The 21553-nt window shown below is 34.5% G+C and carries 23 protein-coding genes; 16 read left to right on the top strand and 7 right to left on the bottom strand.

Annotated features, from left to right (window positions below; genetic code table 11):
* Position 1: 1 nt before the first annotated feature.
* Genes OQ292_RS35495 through OQ292_RS35485 form a run of 3 tightly spaced genes read right to left on the bottom strand, consistent with a single transcriptional unit; the run spans position 2 to position 3990 of the window.
* Positions 2–1594 carry an MFS transporter gene (locus tag OQ292_RS35495; RefSeq protein WP_284689011.1) on the bottom strand — a complete coding sequence of 531 codons (1593 nt, stop codon included), beginning with the start codon at positions 1592–1594 and terminating at the stop codon, positions 2–4.
* Between the two features lie 6 nt (positions 1595–1600).
* The gene (locus tag OQ292_RS35490) at positions 1601–2659 is read right to left on the bottom strand and encodes an HlyD family secretion protein (protein ID WP_284689010.1); all 1059 of its coding nucleotides are present in this window, start codon (positions 2657–2659) and stop codon (positions 1601–1603) included.
* Positions 2659–3990 (bottom strand): TolC family protein, encoded by a 1332-nt coding sequence (locus tag OQ292_RS35485; RefSeq protein ID WP_284689009.1) that lies wholly within the window; start codon positions 3988–3990, stop codon positions 2659–2661. The genes OQ292_RS35490 and OQ292_RS35485 overlap by 1 nt, the downstream gene beginning before the upstream one ends.
* Before the next feature lie 89 nt (positions 3991–4079).
* Between OQ292_RS35485 and OQ292_RS35480 the strand changes: the two genes are divergently transcribed.
* Positions 4080–4907 (top strand): helix-turn-helix domain-containing protein, encoded by an 828-nt coding sequence (locus OQ292_RS35480; RefSeq protein WP_284689008.1) that lies wholly within the window; start codon positions 4080–4082, stop codon positions 4905–4907.
* A gap of 3 nt (positions 4908–4910) precedes the next feature.
* Here OQ292_RS35480 and OQ292_RS35475 read toward each other — a convergent pair whose 3' ends face one another.
* The gene (locus OQ292_RS35475) at positions 4911–5237 is read right to left on the bottom strand and encodes a winged helix-turn-helix transcriptional regulator (protein ID WP_284689007.1); all 327 of its coding nucleotides are present in this window, start codon (positions 5235–5237) and stop codon (positions 4911–4913) included.
* A gap of 137 nt (positions 5238–5374) precedes the next feature.
* Between OQ292_RS35475 and OQ292_RS35470 the strand changes: the two genes are divergently transcribed.
* The 13 genes from OQ292_RS35470 (at position 5375) to OQ292_RS35410 (ending at position 16549) form a co-directional block, all read left to right on the top strand.
* On the top strand, positions 5375–6376 hold the full coding sequence (locus tag OQ292_RS35470) for a YhdH/YhfP family quinone oxidoreductase (protein ID WP_284689006.1): 1002 nt from the start codon (positions 5375–5377) through the stop codon (positions 6374–6376).
* A gap of 147 nt (positions 6377–6523) precedes the next feature.
* Positions 6524–7045: a hypothetical protein gene (locus OQ292_RS35465; RefSeq protein WP_284689005.1), complete on the top strand. Its 522-nt coding sequence runs from the start codon at positions 6524–6526 to the stop codon at positions 7043–7045.
* Between the two features lie 27 nt (positions 7046–7072).
* Positions 7073–7438 (top strand): hypothetical protein, encoded by a 366-nt coding sequence (locus OQ292_RS35460; protein WP_284689004.1) that lies wholly within the window; start codon positions 7073–7075, stop codon positions 7436–7438.
* Between the two features lie 66 nt (positions 7439–7504).
* On the top strand, positions 7505–8392 hold the full coding sequence (locus tag OQ292_RS35455) for a transposase family protein (RefSeq protein WP_284689003.1): 888 nt from the start codon (positions 7505–7507) through the stop codon (positions 8390–8392).
* Between the two features lie 261 nt (positions 8393–8653).
* A complete protein-coding gene (locus OQ292_RS35450; RefSeq protein ID WP_284689002.1) occupies positions 8654–9280 on the top strand; it encodes a peptidylprolyl isomerase in 627 nt (208 codons plus the stop codon).
* Positions 9281–9508: 228 nt separating this feature from the next.
* Positions 9509–9985, top strand: a complete 477-nt coding sequence (locus OQ292_RS35445; RefSeq protein WP_284689001.1) for a hypothetical protein — start codon at positions 9509–9511, stop codon at positions 9983–9985.
* Positions 9986–10266: 281 nt separating this feature from the next.
* Positions 10267–11472: an MFS transporter gene (locus OQ292_RS35440; protein ID WP_284689000.1), complete on the top strand. Its 1206-nt coding sequence runs from the start codon at positions 10267–10269 to the stop codon at positions 11470–11472.
* Positions 11473–12204: 732 nt separating this feature from the next.
* Complete coding sequence (locus tag OQ292_RS35435; protein ID WP_284688999.1) at positions 12205–12720, top strand: pepsin/retropepsin-like aspartic protease family protein; 516 nt, start codon at positions 12205–12207, stop codon at positions 12718–12720.
* Between the two features lie 76 nt (positions 12721–12796).
* Entirely contained in the window at positions 12797–13558 is a 762-nt protein-coding gene (locus OQ292_RS35430) for a prolipoprotein diacylglyceryl transferase (RefSeq protein ID WP_284688998.1), read from the top strand.
* Positions 13530–14918, top strand: a complete 1389-nt coding sequence (locus tag OQ292_RS35425) for a radical SAM protein (RefSeq protein WP_284688997.1) — start codon at positions 13530–13532, stop codon at positions 14916–14918. Before OQ292_RS35430 ends, OQ292_RS35425 begins: the two co-directional genes overlap by 29 nt.
* A gap of 4 nt (positions 14919–14922) precedes the next feature.
* Positions 14923–15117: a hypothetical protein gene (locus OQ292_RS35420; protein WP_284688996.1), complete on the top strand. Its 195-nt coding sequence runs from the start codon at positions 14923–14925 to the stop codon at positions 15115–15117.
* 306 nt (positions 15118–15423) lie between these two features.
* On the top strand, positions 15424–16059 hold the full coding sequence (locus OQ292_RS35415; protein ID WP_284688995.1) for a hypothetical protein: 636 nt from the start codon (positions 15424–15426) through the stop codon (positions 16057–16059).
* Positions 16052–16549 carry a hypothetical protein gene (locus tag OQ292_RS35410; RefSeq protein WP_284688994.1) on the top strand — a complete coding sequence of 166 codons (498 nt, stop codon included), beginning with the start codon at positions 16052–16054 and terminating at the stop codon, positions 16547–16549. The genes OQ292_RS35415 and OQ292_RS35410 overlap by 8 nt, the downstream gene beginning before the upstream one ends.
* A 154-nt stretch (positions 16550–16703) precedes the next feature.
* Here the strand turns inward: OQ292_RS35410 and OQ292_RS35405 are convergent, their stop codons facing one another.
* Entirely contained in the window at positions 16704–17375 is a 672-nt protein-coding gene (locus OQ292_RS35405; RefSeq protein WP_284688993.1) for a hypothetical protein, read from the bottom strand.
* Positions 17376–17589: 214 nt separating this feature from the next.
* Between OQ292_RS35405 and OQ292_RS35400 the strand changes: the two genes are divergently transcribed.
* Entirely contained in the window at positions 17590–18411 is an 822-nt protein-coding gene (locus OQ292_RS35400; RefSeq protein WP_284688992.1) for a hypothetical protein, read from the top strand.
* Between the two features lie 37 nt (positions 18412–18448).
* On the top strand, positions 18449–18661 hold the full coding sequence (locus tag OQ292_RS35395; RefSeq protein ID WP_284688991.1) for a helix-turn-helix domain-containing protein: 213 nt from the start codon (positions 18449–18451) through the stop codon (positions 18659–18661).
* 71 nt (positions 18662–18732) lie between these two features.
* Here OQ292_RS35395 and OQ292_RS35390 read toward each other — a convergent pair whose 3' ends face one another.
* Complete coding sequence (locus tag OQ292_RS35390) at positions 18733–20925, bottom strand: xanthine dehydrogenase family protein molybdopterin-binding subunit (protein WP_284688990.1); 2193 nt, start codon at positions 20923–20925, stop codon at positions 18733–18735.
* 18 nt (positions 20926–20943) lie between these two features.
* Positions 20944–21405, bottom strand: a complete 462-nt coding sequence (locus OQ292_RS35385; RefSeq protein ID WP_284688989.1) for a (2Fe-2S)-binding protein — start codon at positions 21403–21405, stop codon at positions 20944–20946.
* Between the last annotated feature and the right edge of the window lie 148 nt (positions 21406–21553).

Below are 21553 nucleotides of genomic sequence, written 5' to 3'. Positions count from 1 at the left end.
CTTAAATAGGAATAAGTTTATCTCCAATTCTTCTTAAATAATAATGGAAGTGTGGGATTAAGGCAATGCTCATCATCACCAAAATAATAAAGACACTCATATATATATAATAATCTCTGGCATAGAGTAGGTCTGTTTGTTTTCTTACTGAGCCGCTGAGCAATTTTCTAGCTCCGGCATTTGCTTGTAAATCAGAAGCTCCTCTATTTAATAATGCCTGCTTATATGCATTAACTCTAGTTATATTTTCGGTATTCGTACTTACTACTTCAACAGCAAAATCATTATAGTGAATGCTATTTTGGCGTAAACCCATAAAAGCAACTAGCGCCATGCTAGCTGTAAATGTGAGAAATCTGTAAGATACACCTGTTACCGAAGCAGCAAAACCTACTTCTTGTGGGACACTGGTGGCATAAAACATCACAATAGAAAGCATTAAAGTACCATTACCAAATCCCTGTAAGAATAAAGGAATTAACACGTCCTTCGTTTCTGCTTGATTACCCAACAAGAAAATCATGTAAAAATGATAGAGTAGGAGTGCCCCAAAACCCGTTAGCCAAATTAATCTTATTCTTCTATTAGCTAAAATAAATCTAGCTGTAAGTGCAGCACCTACAAAAATTCCAAAACCATTAATGAGCATTACATAGCTATTATGATATACATCTAAGTTTACAGAATTGGCAAAAAAACCATTGGCGACACTGGTATCTCCTTTTGCTAAATAAAAAGCCACCAACATAACCATACCTATTCTAAAATTGCGGTATTTGTAAACAGATATGTCGATATAAGGAACAGACAAACTTCTTTGCCGCAAAAGGAACAATAGTAAGAATAACACAAATGCGATGGTAACGGCTATAATATGCAAACTATGAAACCAACCATAATACTGCCCATAAAGCAAAACATAAGCAGCCGAAATAAAAGAGGAAGCATACAATGTGAAACTCACCCAATCTACATCTTTAAATGGCAGTTTTTCTCTTCGTAAATCAACATCATCTTTTAAGCATATAAACAGCAAAATAAATCCCGGCAAGCATATGAATATTTGCAACATAAAAAGCATGTTGAAATCATAATTTGAAAACACAAATGCATCAATTATATAAGAAAGGGGAGCAGAGCCTAACAATGTACCATACAAAACTGCATAACCTAAAACTCGGCTTCTTTGAGAGTGGAACTGCTGAAATATAAGCGTGAAAAGTGTACCGATAAATGCCAGAGAGAGTAAACCTCCCAAAAATCTTATTATAATTAACAAGGCAAGACTGTTGGTACTATACAGCAATAAGTTGATGCCCACGAATAAAATACAACTACCGGCAAAATAGGGTTTGGTAGCAAATCGATTAAAAAACTTCTTTTCTAAAGGAAAACCACAAGCAATGGCTAAGTAATATATAATTACCGAAAACCTAATATCGAAAGAGTCTGCATGGTAATAACTCATCGCGCTATTCACTCCTCCCAAGTAAATACCTAACACAGAACCTACTGGTACAAGCGTTAAAAAAATAGCCACGACCATGAGCCAACGAGGCACCCACGATTTAAATGAATGATGGTAGGTAGTCATAGCATTTTATTTAGGGATTGAAACTTCTGCATTCATACCTGCACGAAGGTTTTCTAGTGAGCTGATATCATCTGTAAACTGAATACGCACAGGAAAACGCTGTGTGATTTTCACAAAATTACCAGTAGCGTTATCTGGTGGCAATAGCGAAAACTGCGAACCAGTTGCAGGAGAAAAAGACTCGATTTTACCATGAAAAGTTTTGTCAGAAAAGGCATCAACTGTAATCTCAGCTTCTTGCCCTTCGTGCATAGTCGAGATTTGAGTTTCTTCAAAATTTGCTACGATCCATTTGCCTTGGCTTTCGTCTACAATAAATACAATGGTTTGGCCTTTTTGCACTAACTGACCAATTTGAAGATTTTTTTTGCCCATATAGCCATCTGTTGGTGCAGTAATTACTGCATATTTTAAGTCAAGTTCGATCTTGTCTAAAGCTGCTTGTTTCTCCAAAATAGTCGCTTTGGCTACTTCAATTTGCGCTTTTACATCATTAGTTTGGCTTAATGAAGTTTGATACGTTTGCTTCATCGACTCAAAATTCGCCTCAGCCACTTTGAGTTTTGTTTTAATATCTTCGAATCGCTGTTGAGTTACAGCTTCATTTTCCAACAAGTTTTTATAACGTTTAAACTCTTCTTGTTGCTGCCATAATTGTGCTTCGGCAGCATTTATCTTCGCTTTGTTTATCCCAGAGTTGTTTGAAGAAGTATTTACATTACTTTCTAAAACTCTAAGTTGTGCATTGGCAGCACTTAAGGTAGCTTTTGCTAATTCTTTTTGAACTAGTGCTTCATCGCGATCAAGAATTACCAATGTATCTCCTTTAGCAACTTGCTGATGATCTTTATATCTGATTTCCTGTACATAACCATTCGCTCTACTCAATATCGGATTGATGTATTCTTGTACTTGAGCATCGTTGGTGTACTCGTATTTCCAATGATGTAAAATTGCCCTTGCGCCCCAAATAATCAGCCCGATTAAGATAAGCAATGCAATCAGATAGGTGATCTTCACCACAATTCTATCTGTTTTTTCGTATGTGTTTAGCTGTGCGTTCATTATAATTCTCCTGATGTTTTTATTAATTGGTAGTAGTGAAGTTTTGCGGCGATCTGGTTGTCAATCAGTTCAAATCTGGCTTGTAATAATTGATTGTCTGCATCCAATAAGTCCGTTAGTAATGCCAGTTGGTTAAAGTAAGTCTGGTCTACAATGCGGTAGTTTTCTTGTGCTTGATCAATGTTGTTTTTAGAAACTTCTACCTTTTGTAAATCTTCCTCGAATCGTTTGTAAGCCGTCTTAATCTTTTTTCTGATAGCATCTTCTACATTTTCTTTTGCTACTCTTTGATGCTCTATAGCAATTTCTGCGGCTCTTTCTTTGTGTTTATCGTGGTAAAGCGCTGAAATATCGTAGGTCAATCTAACCCCTGCCATACCTAATAAATATGGAGACATCTCGTAGGGATAAAGCATAATTTGCGGATAGGAATACGAATATGTTCCAAACAAACCTATTTTCGGTTGTTTGTCTGCCTTTAAAGCATTTGCATTTAATTCACTAAGTGTAATTTCGGTTTCAGCCATTTTTTCTAATGGAGAATGCGTGAAACTTGCATCTACATAACTGTAGTAATCTTTAGGCAATGAAATGTTATTCAGCTCAATACTATCGGCAGGCATGAGTGGAATATCATCGTCATTTCCCATCAAAATATTTAAAGATTGAGTGGCCAAAACAATGTTATTATCCATTGTAACCAATTGAGTCTGCTGCTTAGAAAGTTGTAATTGTGCTCTAAGCAAATCACTCTTTAAAACCACTCCATTTTTATGCAATTCTGTAATCAGTCGCAGGCGCTCTTCACTTTGCTTTATATTATGTTTTATGAGGTCTTTAAACTTAAAAAAGCGTTGCAAATCCAGATAATGTTGAATTACCTCTAAATGAAGTTGATCTGTAGTTTCTTCTTTTATATGTTCTAAAAGTGCTTGTTTGGCTTCGGCAGTTTTAATCGCAGTTTTGGTCGCTCCACCGCTATATATATTAAAGTAAGCTTCTACATTTACATCATAAATACTATGGTCTGTGAGCGGTACATATTCCGGCTCGTTTGTAATACCATCTACGAAAATGGGAATATTCGCTAGCTTACCATATTGAGCCTCTACGCCAACATGCGGCAAAACTTGCATCTTTGCATCCTTTATATTTTCTTCTCCAATAGCTGTTTTTAAATCTTGTTCTTTTAACTCTTTGCTATTATCGTAAGCCTTTTGCCAAGCCTCATCTATGCTAATTAGAACTGTATCTGTATTCGTTATTTGCGCTGTAGATATATGGTAACTGATCAGAAGTATACCATATAGTAAATAAATGTATTTTTTCATTTTAGTGTTTCATGGGTTTTATGCAAAGTTCGCGAGAATCTACTCGTCTTGTTTTATGTAAATAGTCAAATATTTATTAATTTGAGCCAATGGATATGGATATCAGCTCTGGGGGCTTAAAATTTCTTAATAATGTAGATACTGATGCAGAGAGTATTTATGTGCACCACACCAAAATAGAAGAACAATTACCCATTCATTCGCACAACAAACACCAGTTAAGCTATGTGGAAGGAGGCATAGCTTTTTTAAATACACCTACTAATTCTTACTTTTTGCCTGCCCGACATTTTGTTTGGGTTCCGGCTGGTATGCGACACAATGTGGAATTGCGAACTTCAATAGTAATGGTTCGGAATCTGTATTTTCCACCCGAATTATTTCCACAAGATCAGCGACTTAGAAAAATGGGGATTTATCCTGTTACCAATCTGATCATGGAAATGATTTTATACACAGAAAACTGGCGTGGAGGTTTTACAAATACCGATGAACAGCAATATCAATTTTTAATTGCTATTAGAAATGTACTGTTGGCAGTTTCTAGAACACCGCTGCCATTGGCTTTGCCCACAACAAAAAATGCACAACTAAGACTCATCTTAAGACATATCCACCAAAACATAGATGATACCTTAAAACTTGACGAAGTTGCCAGAACTTTTGGGCTGAGCTCAAGAACATTATCGCGCTTGTTTCGCAAAGAAATTGATGTTTCTTTTCTGCAATATGTAAAAATGACCAGAATAATTAAAAGCATTGAAATGTTATTAGAAACCAACCAAACCATTAGCGAGATTGCGTATGGATGTGGCTACAGCAATGTTGCCGCCTTTAGCAATGTATTTGAGCAAGTTGTACACATCCGACCAGCAGAATTTAGAAAGCAAAATTTAAGAGTGGGGTCTGGGGAGTAAAAATCAACCCTGATAATCCTCAATTACTTTTTCGAAGAGCATCCCGCCTTTATACATGCCTTTTAAAACCGGATGGATTTCTCTGCCCAAGTCTGTTAAACTATATTCTACTCTGGGAGGAACTTCAGGAAAAACAGTGCGCTTAATTAAGCCATCAGTCTCTAATTCTTTCAATTGTTTTGTGAGCATACGCTCACTTATATCGGGCAATAGTTTTGCTAATTTGTTGTATCGCTTATCTCCCTGAAACAAATGTAGAATAATTGTCGCTTTGCGCTTTCCTTTAAACACATTAATAAACGTATCGATAGGACAATAACTTTTTTTCATTTTTTTAATCTCTTAACTCACTGAAAATCACTAATTCAGAAATAAATGTTCGTAAACCAACTTTTTGTAAGTTGTTGATTTATAGCCTATTTATCATAAACTTTAGATAAAAATAAGCAAAAATAAATAGACCAAAGATGCAACACACAAAATCAACATTTAAAGCTTTTCGAATAGAAGAAGAAAACGGAAATTATATAAATTCAATTAAAGAGATGCAATTTAGCTCTTTAAAAGAAAATGAAATTCGTGTAAAAGTACATTACAGCTCATTAAACTATAAAGACGCCTTATCTGCCTCGGGCAACAAAGGGGTTACTAGAAACTATCCACATACACCAGGTATCGATGCAGTTGGGGTGATAGAGGAGTCTACCAGTAGCCAATACAATGTGGGCGATGCAGTAATTGTAACCAGTTTTGATTTGGGCATGAACACCGATGGAGGTTTTGCAGAGTACATTCAGGTACCTGTCGAATGGGCTGTAAAACTACCAGAACCAATGAGCATGAAAGACGCCATGATATATGGTACTGCTGGGTTAACCGCTGGTATGTCTGTTTCAAGGCTGATCGAATTAGTAAAACCAAAAGATGGAAAGATTGCTGTTTCTGGAGCAACTGGTGGAGTAGGGGCATTAAGTGTTTCTATATTGAGTAAGTTGGGCTATTCAGTTGTGGCCATAACCGGTAAGGAATCTGAAAAAGCCCATTTAATGAACTTGGGAGCTAAAGAAATTTTGCTACGTAGTGAGATTGAAAACTTCGATAAAAAACCTTTGCTCAAAACAGTATTTGCAGGAGCTATCGACACTGTGGGCGGAGTAATTTTAGAAAACATTATTAAATCTACCAAAGCGATGGGAGCTGTAACCTGCTGCGGAAATGTGGCTTCACCAAAACTAGATTTAACCGTATTTCCATTAATACTGCGTGGAATTACACTTATTGGTATTGATTCTCAAAATTTCCCGATGCAGTACAGAACAAAAATTTGGGAACAACTAGCTAATAATTGGAAGCCTGCTAATCTTACAGAAATATATAACGAGGTTAAACTTGATGGTTTACAAGCAAAAATTGACTTAATGCTACAAGGTAAGCTCAAAAGAAAAACAATTGTGACACTACTTGAATAAAGTTGGATGCAAGAATAACTTCGATTAAACTTAATTTTCTAACAATTTTTGGGTTATTAAAATAGTACTATTGTAAATAGAGAATAATCATATTTTATGATATAAAATATTAGATTTACCTAAAAAACTATCTATTTAAAATTAACTATGAGTAACCCAATTATTTGCCCAACTTGTAAAGTTGAGTATGGCATTGAACCAGCCCAATGTAACCACTGCGGATTTCCTTTTGCTGCTGACGATAAAGCCAAGTCCAAGTTTATTGCAGACCAGATTATAAAAAAGGGATCGATCGGAGACACTACAGACAGATTAAATGTTTCGAGAAATATACTATTTGCTATTGCTGCTGTTAATTTGTTCTATACTTTTTTGTTAATCTCAAATCTAGGTTTCAATATCATATCCATCTTTGACTTAGTGGTTGTTGCAACCTTTTTGTTTTTTGGATTTTACATTAAAAAGAAGCCATTAATTTCGGTAGTAATCCCGCTTTCGCTACTTATTTTCTTCTACATTTTGCAGGCATTAATCGACATCAATATATTGTTTAATGGTATCGTTTGGAAGATTGTGTTCATTATGGTGCTGTCTTTTAGTATCTACAGTATTTTAAAATCTGAAAAGATTAAAAAAGAAAGCAGTTTCTTATCGAAACAGAAATACTAATTACAGTTCTAACAAACTACTTCCATTGTGAAAAAGCTATTATTGAAATTAAAACTCATAGATTTTCTCCAAACTGAGTTAGAAATACCGCAATCGACTTTTGCGAATCGATTAAAAGAAACTGTTGACGAGAGGAACAGCTCATTTTTAGATATGTTTTTTTCTAGTAAAAAAGAATATAGGGGATATGTAAACTCAGACGGTTTTAAAATCAAACCCAAAAGAAAGTTTTTTGATTCAAATATTAGTATGGCTCAAGCAAGTGGTGTATTTATTCAAAAAGATAAACTACTGTTTATAAATACTGAAATAAATGGCTTTAATAATTTAATGATACCATACTATATTTTTTGTATAATCATTTATACCTCTATTAAAGGATATCACGAATAAAATATTAAGGAGAAAACGGTTGCCAAGTATTAGCTTATGGTTGCGAAACCTAACAAAGCCATACAGATGACAACCGATACTAAACTTAGAGCATTAACGAGTCTGAACCAAACAGAATACAGAAAGATTTTGAATGTTTTTTCTCAACGAGTCAGTCAAAAATGTAGCACTATGACACTTAAAGGAAAACGTAGGGTTTATCGAGCATATAAAGAACATGGCAATAGTAGCCTTTACGGCAGTCATGCTAAGCTCGACTTTATCTTAATGTATCTGAAAGAAAACCCTAATCAAGCTTATCATGGTGCCTGTTTTGGTATGACACAGAGCAAGGTGAGTGAATGGGTCAGGTTCTTACTTCCTGTATTACAGGAAACCTTGCATCATTTGGGGTATATGCCCCAATCGATGGGTAGGTTCAAAGCTAATGAGTCCTATGATTATTTGCTTGTTGACGTAACGGAGCGTATAGTTCCCCGTCGTTGTGACGCTGAGGGTCAGAGTGAAGAATACAGTGGCAAGAAAAAGTTACACACCTGCAAACATCTTGCAATTGGGGATTCAGCGGGGTATATCCATTACATGACACCTGCCTACCAAGGTAGTATCCATGATAAAACTATCTGGAATGATTTGAATATACAAGCAATGTCTATTAATCTGTTAGCTGATTTAGGTTTCCAAGGAGCACAACATAACCATCCCAATATCATACTCCCTTACAAAACACCAAAAAATGCAAAGTTGACAGATCTGCAAAAGCAGATCAATCAAGTCATCAATAGTTTGAGAGTTCGTATTGAACATGCTTTTGCTGGTGTTAAACGGCTAAAAATCATTCGTAATAAAATTAGATTGAGAACCGAAGATGTTAGGGATTCAGTGATGATGATAGCTACTGCATTACACAACTTGAGAGTAGACTTTAGAAAGCCTTTAATAAGTCATTCGTGATAATCTTTATTGTTTTCGCTATTCTATCAGCAGAAAAAATTAATGGTAATGCACAAGAATTTGTATTTCCATTTATACTATTCCATAGTTTGTTTATGCTAGGAATGCCCTATATAATGATGCGAAAGAGTATAACTAAACTTAAACACGAATTAGAAAGAGAATTCTTTTATTTAACAAAAGAACGAATTTAAATCCATCAATAATTTCACAATAAGAGAAAACTGCTTTTTAGTTAAGTTACCAGATAAATAATCAAGCATGAAAAGTATCCTAATATTTGTATTACTATTCTCATATTTAACACTCTTAGGACAAAACAAAAAAGAGATTAAAACGCAATTCAAACAAGTCTCATCAATAGAAGATGCTTTAAAGTTACAAGAAAAACAGCCTGATTGGGATGTTGAAATTTATGAAGTAAACTCCAATGATTCCACTTTCGAGAAATCACTTAGAAATCTGCAGATAGGTGAAACTTTAAAAATAAAAGAGCCGACAAAAATAATCTACTACAAAGCTATCGAAGAAAATACAGCACTTGAATTTAGAGTAAGCTATATATTTTTCGATGGAAATAGATTAGAAGTGACACAAATTGATTCTTTGCGTGATCTGGTTATAAAGCAATTAAGCAATGGCGTACCTTTTTATGAATTACATAAAAAATATAATATGGATAGAAATCCTAGTAATGGAGACTTAGGTTGGTTCAAAGAAGGAGATATGGTATCAGAATTTGAGAATGCAGTACGTGACCACAAAGTAGATGAGGTTTTCAAAATTGATATTCCTGAAAATCAATGGTATTATGTAACTCTCAAAACTTTTGAAAATAAAAAGACAAGGACATTAACAACTATAAAATTAGAAGTCTCGACGGAGTAGAGATACTGCACAATTATAGTAAAAGGGATAATTAAATATATAATTATATGGATTGTACTATTGAAAGTTGATGTTCTTTTAGCACAAAACAATAACTTTTTTTAGACAAATTTCAAGATACATATGTAAATAATACTGTGTCTTTCTCATTCAAAAGTGTAAATATTTTTTCAGATGTAGTTTTAAGAACCAATTAAGACGGTGTTTCGCTATCAGCAATAAAATATAATGTTAAAGGCTAAAGTCATATTATTTTTATTATTTACTTATGGTGTTGCCTTTTCTCAAGGAGGATGGGATATAGTTTATATACCTATAGATAGTATTGACTCTACTTATTTGCTAAAAGAAATCAGGATTGATTTTAAGTCAAACGAAAATGATACAGTTTACAATTATCATGGACCGATTGTTTTATTAATATCAGGTAGAGATACAATCAATTTAAACATTGATGGTGAAGCAATTAGCTTTATCGAAGAATGGAAGATTTACGATGATGAAGCTCTGCTAAGAGAACAGTATTTAATAAGTACACATCCAGACGATCAGCAAAAGTACATTGAGATAAAAGAAATGGAGCTAAAGCAAATAAAAGCTGATTATATCTTTGTTACAGCTAAAATTCATGAAGGTAACAGAGAAAAAAGCACAAAAATTAAAATCCAAAAAGACTTGATAAAAGGGATTTTAATTAAAGGTTAAATACACAATCTCAATAACTTTTAAAAATCTTAACAATAATATGTTTAATCAAGCAAAGTATCACGGTATGTATGTTAGGTTTGGAGTATTAAATAATAGGTTAACTACATGATTATCAAATTTTTACAAATAATATATAACTGTTATTATGTTAATTTAATACTAATTTATACTAACAAGTTCACCCTCTCTCAATATATCGAAACTTTTCAATATATTATTCAGTTACAGTCTGACAGTGCTTTGAATTAAAATCTTTCCCAGTTTTTTCATAACAAACTATGTTAAGCAAATTTCTAAAGCCGGCTCACCGGAGTGTGGCAACTTTTTTGGCTTTTGCCATTGTACCAATTTCTGGATTGGCTACAGATATTTATATCCCATCCATGCCTAGCATGGCTAGCGAACTGAATTTACCAGAATCTAGCATACAGTTAACTATCAGCATTTTCTTAATTAGTTATGGAATTACTCAGTTTTTTGCAGGTGCTTTAATTGATGCTTTTGGCAGATACAAATTATCTACATGGTCTCTCCTATTATTTGCCATCACCTTTTGGATTACAGCCAATACCGAAAATATTTATGTTATCTACGCCATGAGGGCTTTTCATGGAGTACTTTCTGGTGGAGTTGTAGTAGCGAAGAGAACATTTTTTGTAGATGTATACGAAGGTGAAGAGCGAAAGCATTACCTCAGCATCATGACGATTGTATGGTCTTTAGGCCCAATTGTAGCACCATTTTTAGGCGGATTTTTACAAGAAAACTATGGCTGGCAAGCTAACTTTTTAGTTTTGGCAGTATACTGTTTGTTACTGTTTATCTTAGAAGTTTTCTTCTCTGGTGAAACCTTAAAAACAAGAAGCTCTTTTAAACCCGAATTTTTGGTGAAAGAGTTTTCCAACATGCTAAAAACACCAGACTTCTCCATAGGCATTTTAATGTGTGGTTTAAGTTATGGTATTGTAATTTTCTATAGTCTCACAGGCCCTTTTATAATCGAGCATACCTTAGATTACTCACCAATAGTAACTGGTTATGCCTCTTTGGCTATGGGTATTGCTTGGATGTGCGGTGGATTTGCAGGCAGATTTTTAATTAATAAACCCTTTATTCCAAAGCTTAGGTTAGCCAATTTCTTACAGTTGTTTGCCATTGTTGCCATGTTAGCCTCCTCTTTTAAGATGTCTACTTTAGCAAGTCTAATAGCATTTGCCTTTCTGGTTCATTTGGCAGCAGGGTTTATATTCAATAACTATTTTACCTATTCCCTTAGTAGGTTCCCTCGTTCAGCAGGCATTGCCAGTGGTCTAGTTGGAGGTGTAACCTTTCTTGTTACCTCAATGCTCAGCTATGGATTAGTAGCTTTATTTCAGCCTACTCACCAGTTAGAAATAGCCGCCGGATATTTAGTAATTGGTCTTATTTGCTTTGCAGTTCTAGTAGTAGCCAGACGAAAAGCCTTGTTTGCTAGTGGCGCATGATATTGTATAGATATTTCTGTAGAGATTTCTTAATATGGTTTGTTAAGGTAAAAAGTACATTATCCTAGTTTATTCTATATAAAAATTCCTCTCTCTATTTTTCTTCATAGAGAGAGGAATCCAAATAGTAAAGAAATAGCCCTCACTACTCTTCATAATTAGCCGCTTTGTTGCACTCAATATATCTAAAGATTATTCAGAATTCTGACACACTCAAGCCTTATTCCATATACTCAACATTGATATCAATTATATAAAACCATTCCATCATAATAATTTGGATCAACTTCTTGAGCCAATAAACTAAACTTAAATGCAAAAAAATTCTAAATAAAATCTAGTTTTTTCTCATTTTAATCTTATACCAATTTTGGCTCAATATTAATCTGCCTGTTTTTAAAAATCAGTAATGTAGATGTACTTTTTCCTTAATTTATCTAAATACTCAATTGATTTTGCTACAATTTTACGAGTACTTCAATTTCAGATAAAATTAACGCATTATGTACTACATGTTTTTATCGTTTCAGGCTATAAACCTTACTTGTAGATTACCCAATTAAGATAGTCTAAATATACTTTCCGTTGATTCTCACTTTTATTTACTTATTAAATATGTTATTTTTAAAGTATTCAGACTTCGATGTTTGATATTTAAGTTAAATATGAGCCTTCACTAACAGAGCTCTATTTCAGAGCCTCAACTTAATTTATCAGAAACATGTAGTATTAATGAAATTTTTAATTACTATTCTTCTCTTAGTAACTTTTTCACATTTAAGTGCTCAAAAATTTACTGTCTCATTTTCAGAAAAGCCTGTTCATATCGATCTGCTAAGCACCAAATTGCCAGTAGTCGAAGGCACACTCAACAACAAAAAGGCATACTTTTTAATTGATACAGGTTCAAGCATAACATTGCTAGACTTAACTCAAAAAAGAGATTATGCTTTTAATGTTTTCAAAAAGCTATCGCGTAACATTAATGGATTTGGTGGCAAAAACTTAAATCTTTGGATGCTATTCGATGTTAATGTAAACATTGGAGGAAAATACATTTCTACTCCTTGTGCTGGTGCGCCGCTTCAACAATTGAGAGCATCAATTAAAAGCAAAACTGGCTACGAAATAAGCGGTATTATTGGCTCCGATGCCATGAGAGATTATGGTATTATTGTGGATTATGTGAATAAAAAATGCGTATTGGGAGCAGGTAAAAATATGCAAGATATTTATGCTGCTGAGTAATTCGTAATTTCAGATTAACTAAACTTTAGGGGGTGTTTTTCCAATCGAGACCTATCTTTGCCTAAAACACACTAACTTGAACATCCCCGTCGAACCAGTATTTTTTGGGATAAAAATCAATATCCACCTAATTACTGAGTATTTATCATTTTTTTTTGCTTTCAGATATTATGTATTTCTGAGGAAGAAAACTGATGATCATATCTCAGGTGGGAATCGTTTGTCTATTATTTTGGGAGCCATTATTGGTTCTTTTCTGGGCTCGCGTTTATTTGGTTTCTTAGAAAATCCGGTTATCAATTTTTCATCAGAAAGCTTTATATACCTGCTCAATGTTAAAACCATTATGGGCGGCCTATTTGGTGGGCTTATAGGAGTAGAAACCGCCAAGAAAATAATTGGCGAAGAGCAGTCTTCTGGTGATTTGTTTACCCTGCCAATTATTGTAGGCATTTTTATAGGTAGAATTGGCTGCTTTTTAAGTGGCACCAACGAATTCACTTACGGTTCAGAAACTCGCTTTTTTACAGGCGTGAATCTGGGCGATGGTGTATTAAGGCATCCTATTGCCTTGTATGAACTAGTATTTTTACTTATTCTATTTTTTGTAATTCGGCACTTAAAAGCTAAAAACAAACTTAAAAACGGAGAGCTCTTTATTATTTTTATGCTTACTTATTTTGGTTTCAGATTCAACATAGAATTCATTAAACCAAATCTTTTCTTTATACTTGGGCTTAGTAGCATCCAATGGTTATGCATAATTTGTTGGATATACTATTGGAAAATAATCGTAAAATTTTTTGAGCATGCCTACCAGAAAGTACACCTATTATGATTTTACCCTAAGCCTCTGTCCTGAGTGTTTAAAGCGGATTGATGCTAAAATTGTATTTGAAAACAACAAGGTATACATGCTCAAAAGGTGTCCGGAGCATGGTAACTCCAAAGTGCTTATTGCCGATGATGTGGAGTATTACAAAAACATCAGGAATTACAATAAGCCTTCTGAGATGCCCTATAAGTTTAATACCAAAACCCATTATGGCTGCCCTTACGATTGTGGACTGTGCCCAGACCACGAGCAACACTCTTGCCTTACCGTGGTAGAAATTACCGATCGATGTAATCTTACTTGCCCAACTTGTTATGCGGGCTCCTCTCCTACCTATGGCAGGCATCGCACTTTAGAAGAGGTAAAAACCATGCTCGATACTATTGTTGCTAATGAGAAAGAACCCGACGTAGTGCAAATTAGTGGTGGTGAACCTACATTGCATCCGCAATTTTTTGAGATACTCGATTATGCCAAGCAATTACCCATTAAGCATATAATGCTAAATACCAATGGACTTAAAATTGCCAAAGATTTCGACTTTGCTAAGCGACTAAAAAGCTACACACCTGATTTCGAAATTTACTTGCAGTTCGATTCTTTTAAAGAAGAAGTGTTGCAATCGCTTCGCGGGGCTGATTTACTTAAGATAAGAGAGCAAGCACTACAGCATCTAAATGAGTTAAATCTCTCAACAACATTGGTGGTTACTTTGCAAAAAGGTTTAAATGATGATGAAATTGGTAAAACAATCGATTTTGCCCTTAAGCAAAAATGTGTGCGAGGAGTCACTTTCCAACCAACACAAATTGCAGGTAGGTTAGATAATTTTGATGCTCAAACAGATAGAATTACCCTAACCGAAGTACGCAGAAAAATACTGGAACAAACCAAGGTTTTTAACCAAGATGATATAATTCCAGTGCCTTGTAACCCAGATGCTTTGGCGATGGGCTATGCACTAAAACTTAGAGGAATGGTGCTGCCACTTACCCGTTACATTAATCCGGCTGACCTATTAGACAATAGCAAAAACACCATTGTATATGAACAAGATGAACATTTAAGAAATAAAATGTTTGAGTTGTTTAGTACGGGAACATCCTCTGAGGCTGCTTCAGAAGGTTTGCATTCTATTCTTTGTTGCTTACCAAAAATTGAAGCACCAAGCCTGAGTTACGATAATTTGTTCAGGGTAATTATTATGCAATTTGTAGATGCTTATAATTTTGATGTGAGGTCTATTAAAAAATCTTGTGTGCATATTGTAAATAAAGACAACAAGATAATACCTTTCGAAACCATGAATCTCTTTTACCGAGATGAAAAGCAAGCATATCTTGAAAAACTAAAACAAGACTGATACAATGCCACTACTAGAATTTGAAATCATGTTTGTAGAAATATTGGTACTATACCTCATTGGGCATTCTCCTGCTATACTTTTACTTATTATTGGCTTTGCACTTAAGAAGAGTAAGCCAAAAGCAGCCAAAGTATTATTCATTATTGCAGGTATATACTTTGTAATTGGTGCAGGTGTGTGTGGTTCGTTTTTTTAAATCTTTAATAAAAAACCCCATATAATTTCCAATATCTGATATTTTTATTACCAAATTATTATCACACCTAATATATATTTACTGTGCTGCTTACAATATTGCGTTTTGAAATTTCTACATCTCAAATTGTACTTTTTTATCTAACAATTCAATCTCCAGCTATCTTAATGTTTATTATAGGGCTTGTTTTAAAGAAAAACAAGAAGTCTAAAACCGCAAAAATACTATTTATTTTAGCTGGTATTTTTTTTATAATTGGTAATGGTTATTGTGGTGGGATGTTCTAACACAAACAGAAAACAAAATATGAATCTAACCAGCATTAAAAAGCAACTCGGAAAATATGCTTTAGAATTAATCACTGTGGCATTTGGTGTTTTTCTGGGTATGTATGTATCTGAATGGAAAGCACAACAGAAGGTAAATAAGAATGTAAATAAATCGCTTTCTTATATTCTTGAAGAGTTAGAAACGAATAAAGCGAGTTTAGAAAAATCTTATCAATATCATCAACAAATAAGTGTTAGTATCGATAGTCTAAAAAGCAAGCTAACCGAGCAAGACATGTTTTTACCCTATATCTCAAATGATAAATTCCATCATATGAGCATTGAAGGCTGGCAGGGTATTGTAATCACAAATTCTGAAGATATTGCTTTTGAGAGTTCTAAGATTACAGGAACTTTACAAGAAGCAGATATAGAGTTGGTTCATCTCATTTCTAAAACCTACAAACACCTTGATTTTAATGCAGAGTTTGGTAAAACCATTCTCAATAAAATGATTTCTATTAACTCCGAAACCAAAGTAATTGATGTACTCGGAACACTTGAACTCCTCACTTCTGACTTTATGAATAGTGAAAAAGTTTTACTATCAGAACTAGAAAAGACGATCAAACAACTAAAAGAATCATTTAAAGCGAAAGTTGAACATGAATAAAAAAATTTTATCTATTAGCCTATCTCTTATTCTATTGAGTTGTACTTCCAGAAAGTATATTTCTGATCCTTTAGTCTATGAAGTATACAACCGCATACATGGTGATGGTCATCGTCTTACAAAAAATCATTTTCTTTATAAAAGAGTAAGTACTACACATGAGGGTATTTTGGATGATAAATTACATAAGTTAATAAATAGTGGTGCTATTAGTAAATCAGATAGTATCAGTTTTAAATTAGACTATTCCAATTCTCAAGATTCATGTTGGAACAAAAAGGAGATGAGAAATACTAGAATTATTGGTCGATTTGCATTTAGATATTTAAAAAGGAGGCGAACAAGCTTTTCCTCTAAACCCTATTTCAATAAAGAAAAAGATAAAGCTCTGTATGAAACACTTTGGAATATAGAACAGATCTCAAACATCTATTATTTGGAAAAGGTGAATGGTAAGTGGGAAATCAAAGATGAATTTCAAGGATTGTAAATTGTATAAATATCCTTAGTGATTGGCTTAAATTAACACAACTAAAAAAATCATCTATATTGAAGGTTGAACATGAATAAAATAAATTTATCTATTAGCCTATCTTTTATTCTATTGAGTTGCTCTTCTAGAAAGTATCTGCTTTAGATGTAGATTAATATATCCTTCTTGCTTTTAATATTGTCTCTTGCTTAAGTATAAAAAGTTCATTTACATAATTCCCATAAACGGCAATCGCTTTACCATTCTTAATCTTATAATAAGGTTTAGGAAAACGAGTCTCTATATTTTTTGATGGAAACTTATCTATTTCATAAGATACTTTATCTTTAAATGAAATTTTCTCAGGCTTAACAGTAATATTGTCTTTATAAGAATGATTATAATCTTCGCTTGAGTATGGACTTGCCCATTTATTATCAGTAGTTAAATACAAAGGGAAAAATTGATATTTTTCGTGATATAGTTTGCCCTTATAATAAGAAACAAACAATAATACAGTGCTATATTTAGCAAATGCAGGCTCACCATAATGGTCATAAACTACAAACTCTATAGTATCATTACTATATGAACTATTGATTAACTGCAATACTTTATACTTTGCTATATATTTGCTATCCATTCTTATTGTAACCTGTTTTACATAACTTGTATCATTGCCTTTAATCACAGTTCTCACTGACTCTTCTTTCTTTTCCTCAGGAGCAGCTACAACTTCAATTTTTTCTCCTACAAAAACCAATAAGCTATCCTTATTAGTCTGGCCATATACTGATGCTACAGACATTATTAAAATAAAAGTAATAATTGATTTTGCCTTCATAATACTTAGGCTAATAGTTAGCCAATTACATTTCCCTAAATCAAACTTCAAATAATTACCTAAATATAATCAAATTAAAAATTTGAATTATTCTATTAATCACAACAAAATAGCCTATTAACTATTATTAAATTTTATAAAACACCAACAAACAGTAATAAACAATAAAATATAAGTATATTCATAGTGTAACATCAGTCAATTTTTTAATACTATGAAAGCGCTAAATTTTAAAGAAGCCATGGAAGTGCTTCAAAATCGGGAAACATTTTTAAACAGGTTAAGCGATACAGGTTATAAACCCGGAATTATTTTCGCTCAGGTAATTCTTATTTTTTGCTTCACTTTTTTCTATGGAGTAATTATGGGTAGCTACAACAGTTTACCCCAAGCACTTACCACAGGCTTAAAACTATGGTTACTAATTATGATGACCTTGATTATCTGTTTTCCATCCTTTTACATTGTCCAACTTATACTAGGCTCCAAAATTAAAATTGGGCAGTTGTTTATTATTCTGCTGTCGGGTTTTGTAATGCTCTCTATCACCATGTTGGCATTTGCACCTATCGTTTTATTTTTCCAACTGTCTGGCGACAATTACCATTTCTTGCAATTGCTGCATGTGTTTGTATTTGGCTTCTCTGGCGTATTCGGAATGAAGGTGGTCTTAGATGCCCTTACCACCATTTTTGAAGGAAAAGAAATTTATCCTAAAATCGGACTCACTGTTTTTAAGATTTGGGTAGTCATTTTTGCATTTGTGGGCATCCAACTTTCATGGAACATGAGACCTTTTGTGGGCACGAAAGATATGCCTTTTCAACTATTCAGAACAGAGACCAGAGGTAATTTTTACCAGACTGTATTTTCTTCTATAGGTAGTTTACTCGGAATTGAGAAAGACAAAAAAGAACCAGTAAACTTTAACAACGAGAATATGTCTCAAGAACAAGAGAATATGGCAGATAGCTTGAAAAAACCAGCACCAGATACGATAGTAAAAGCAGATAGTATAGATTTGCAGCGGGAGTAAATAGAATAATCGGTTTTATCTAAAATTCAATCAACATATGGATAATATTATGACACTAGAAGAAGTAGCAAATTATCTGAAAATGAAACCGCAGACTATTTATACTTGGGCGCAAAAAGGAAGTATTCCCGCAGTTAAATTAGGCAAAGAGTGGCGATTTAGACGAGATGTAATAGACGAATGGCTCAACCAAAAGTTTGACGACAAGTTTAAATCTATTGTAGAAAAGGTGGATAAAAAAGAGGAATAATTGAAATCCACATAAAAAAAGCAAGTTTATGAAACATAAACCTGCTTTTAAATATGTACAAAATTTAGATATTAGCCTGTTACAATATCCTTCTGTGCGAAAGGCTGGCTATATAATCTTTTGCCAGTAGCTTTATACATAGCATTTGCCAAAGCAGCCATTACCGGTGGTAGAGATGGTTCTCCCAAACCAGTTGGATGTAAGCCATTTTCTACAAAGAAAACCTCTACTTCTGCTGGTGCTTCACTATGTCTAATCAGTCTGTATTTATCAAAGTTACTTTGCTCTGCTGAACCACCTTTAAAAGTGATTGCACCATACATTGCATGACCGATACCATCTACAATACCGCCTTCAATCTGGTTTAGTGCTCCTTCTGGGTTTACTACGATACCGCAGTCTACAGCACACCAAACTTTTTGCACTTTAGGTTTATTGTTTTCCATTACTACATCTACCACTTGCCCAACATAAGAGTTATGGCAGAAATAAGCAGAAATACCTCTATAAACTCCCGGAGCTTCTTTGCCCCAGTTGGCTTTCTCTTTTAGTAATTTTAAAACACCTGCGTATCTTTCTGCTTCGTAGTCATTCTTCTCACCTACTGGATTGTTGATAGATTTTTCGAATAACTCTAGTCTGAAAGTTACTGGGTCTTTACCAGCAGCTTCTGCTACTTCATCTAAAAACGATTGCTCTGCACCAGCCACAAAGTTTGATCTTGGTGCACGCCATGCGCCAGTTGAGATATTAGAATCGATTCTGGTACCTTCTGCCAAGTAGTTTTCTACAGCGCCAGCAGGGAATCTGTTTGCAAACAATGGAGAATCTTGAATACCAGCCGCTTTAATATGGAAACCGATTAACTCGTTGTTGGCATCTAAAGCAGCTCTGTATTTCACATTGTAGGCAGGTCTGTAAGTACCTTGAGTCATGTCGTCTTCACGGGTGTAAATCATCTTGATAGGTGCACCCATCTTTTGAGAAATAGCAGCCGCTTCTAATCCGAAGTTTCCGTAAAGTCTTCTACCGAAACCACCACCCATTCTTGTCATCTCTACGTTGATGTTGTCTTCTGACAGACCCAACAACATAGAAGCACTTTTTCTCAAACTTTCTGGAGTTTGAATTGGGCCAATTAAATCTGCTTTTTCACTGGTAACATCAGCAAAAAAGTTCATCGGCTCCATGGTGTTATGAGGGAGGAATGGCGCACTGAATGTTTTCTCAACAATCTTAGCTGCATTTTTAAAAGCAGTTTCTGGGTCACCATCTTTTCTAGCAACTTCCATTTCACCAGAGTTTACAGCTTTGTCCAACCTAGCGACATAATCGTCTGTGCTATCTGGCGCAGAATCTTGCTCCCAGTTAACTTTTAATGCTTTTTTGGCTTTCATTACCTGCCAAGTGCTTTCACCAACGATGGCTACCAACTCAGGGAAACCATTTACATCTGACCATTGAGGTTCTTCTGGCGCAGTCTGAACGGTGAATACATCTTTTATGCCCGGCATGCTTTTTACCTCAGTAGCATCATAATCTTTGATCTTCATACCAAAAGCAGGAGCATGAATAATCATGGCGTAAAGCATTCCTTCTTTTTTGAAGTCTAATCCAAATAAACGCTGACCGGTAACAATCTTTTTACCATCAACATTCTTGGTAGCTTTACCTATAATTTTAAAATCTTTCGGATCTTTTAACTCAATTTTTTCTGGCACTTCAATCTTGGCAGCAGCACTTGCTACTTCACCATATCCAATTGACTTACCAGAACCAGCATGAGAAATCACACCATTTTCAGCAGTAAGTTCAGTTACAGGTACTTCCCACTGCTTGGCAGCAGCTTCCATCATTAACCTTTTGGCGGTTGCACCTGCCATTCTTAAACTTTCCCATCCTGATCTGATAGATTGGCTACCACCAGCAATCTGGCGCTGATATTTTATAGTGCTAAGGTGAGCTTGTTCTACAGTTACATCGCTCCAATTTACATCTAATTCTTCGGCCACAATCATTGGCATAGAAGTCTTCACATTCTGGCCAATTTCCGGATTGGGCGACATAATAGTTACCTGTCCGTTATCTCCTATTTTCACAAAGGCATTAATCTCAAACCACTCTTTTGGTGGAGCTTTTGTAACAGGCTTGTCTGCCGGTTGGCAAGAAGCCAGCCAGTTAAAACCTATCATTAATCCGCCACCAGCAGCAGATGATACCTTCAGAAATGATCGTCTGTTATATTTTGTCTTTATCAATGTCATAAATTCGGGTTTTTAGTGTTAGCTCATTTTTGATGCTGCAGTTTTAATGGCAGCTTTTATGCGCACATAAGTTCCACATCTACAAATGTTTCCATTCATAGCATCATCAATATCCTGATCGGTAGGGTTAGGATTTTGAGAAAGTAGCGAAGCAGCACTCATAATTTGACCTGCCTGACAGTATCCACATTGAGGAACATCGTGTTCCAGCCATGCTTGTTGAACAGCATGTTCTGCTTTTTCTGACAAACCTTCGATCGTAACAATTTCTTGTTCACCTACTGCGCTTACAGGCAATGAGCAAGAACGCATAGCAGTACCATCTACATGTACAGTACATGCACCACATTGAGCTATACCACAGCCAAACTTAGTTCCCACGAGATCGAGATTATCTCGCAAAACCCATAAAATTGGCGTATCTGGTTCAACGTCTACTTGATGCACCTTTCCGTTTACTTTGATTTTGTAAGTAGCCATATTCAAGTTTTATATATACAAATGATTCTAGTTAATAACTTATAAATAATACCGCACACTAACGGCTTTACAAGTTTAATTATCGATGGTCACATAACTAAAAACCGCTCTAGTTTTCTCCTAAATCGGTTATTCTTAATATAGGTTA

The sequence above is a fragment of the Chondrinema litorale genome (assembly GCF_026250525.1).
Taxonomy (GTDB): domain Bacteria; phylum Bacteroidota; class Bacteroidia; order Cytophagales; family Flammeovirgaceae; genus Chondrinema; species Chondrinema litorale.
This window is presented reverse-complemented; position numbering and strand designations above follow the sequence as displayed.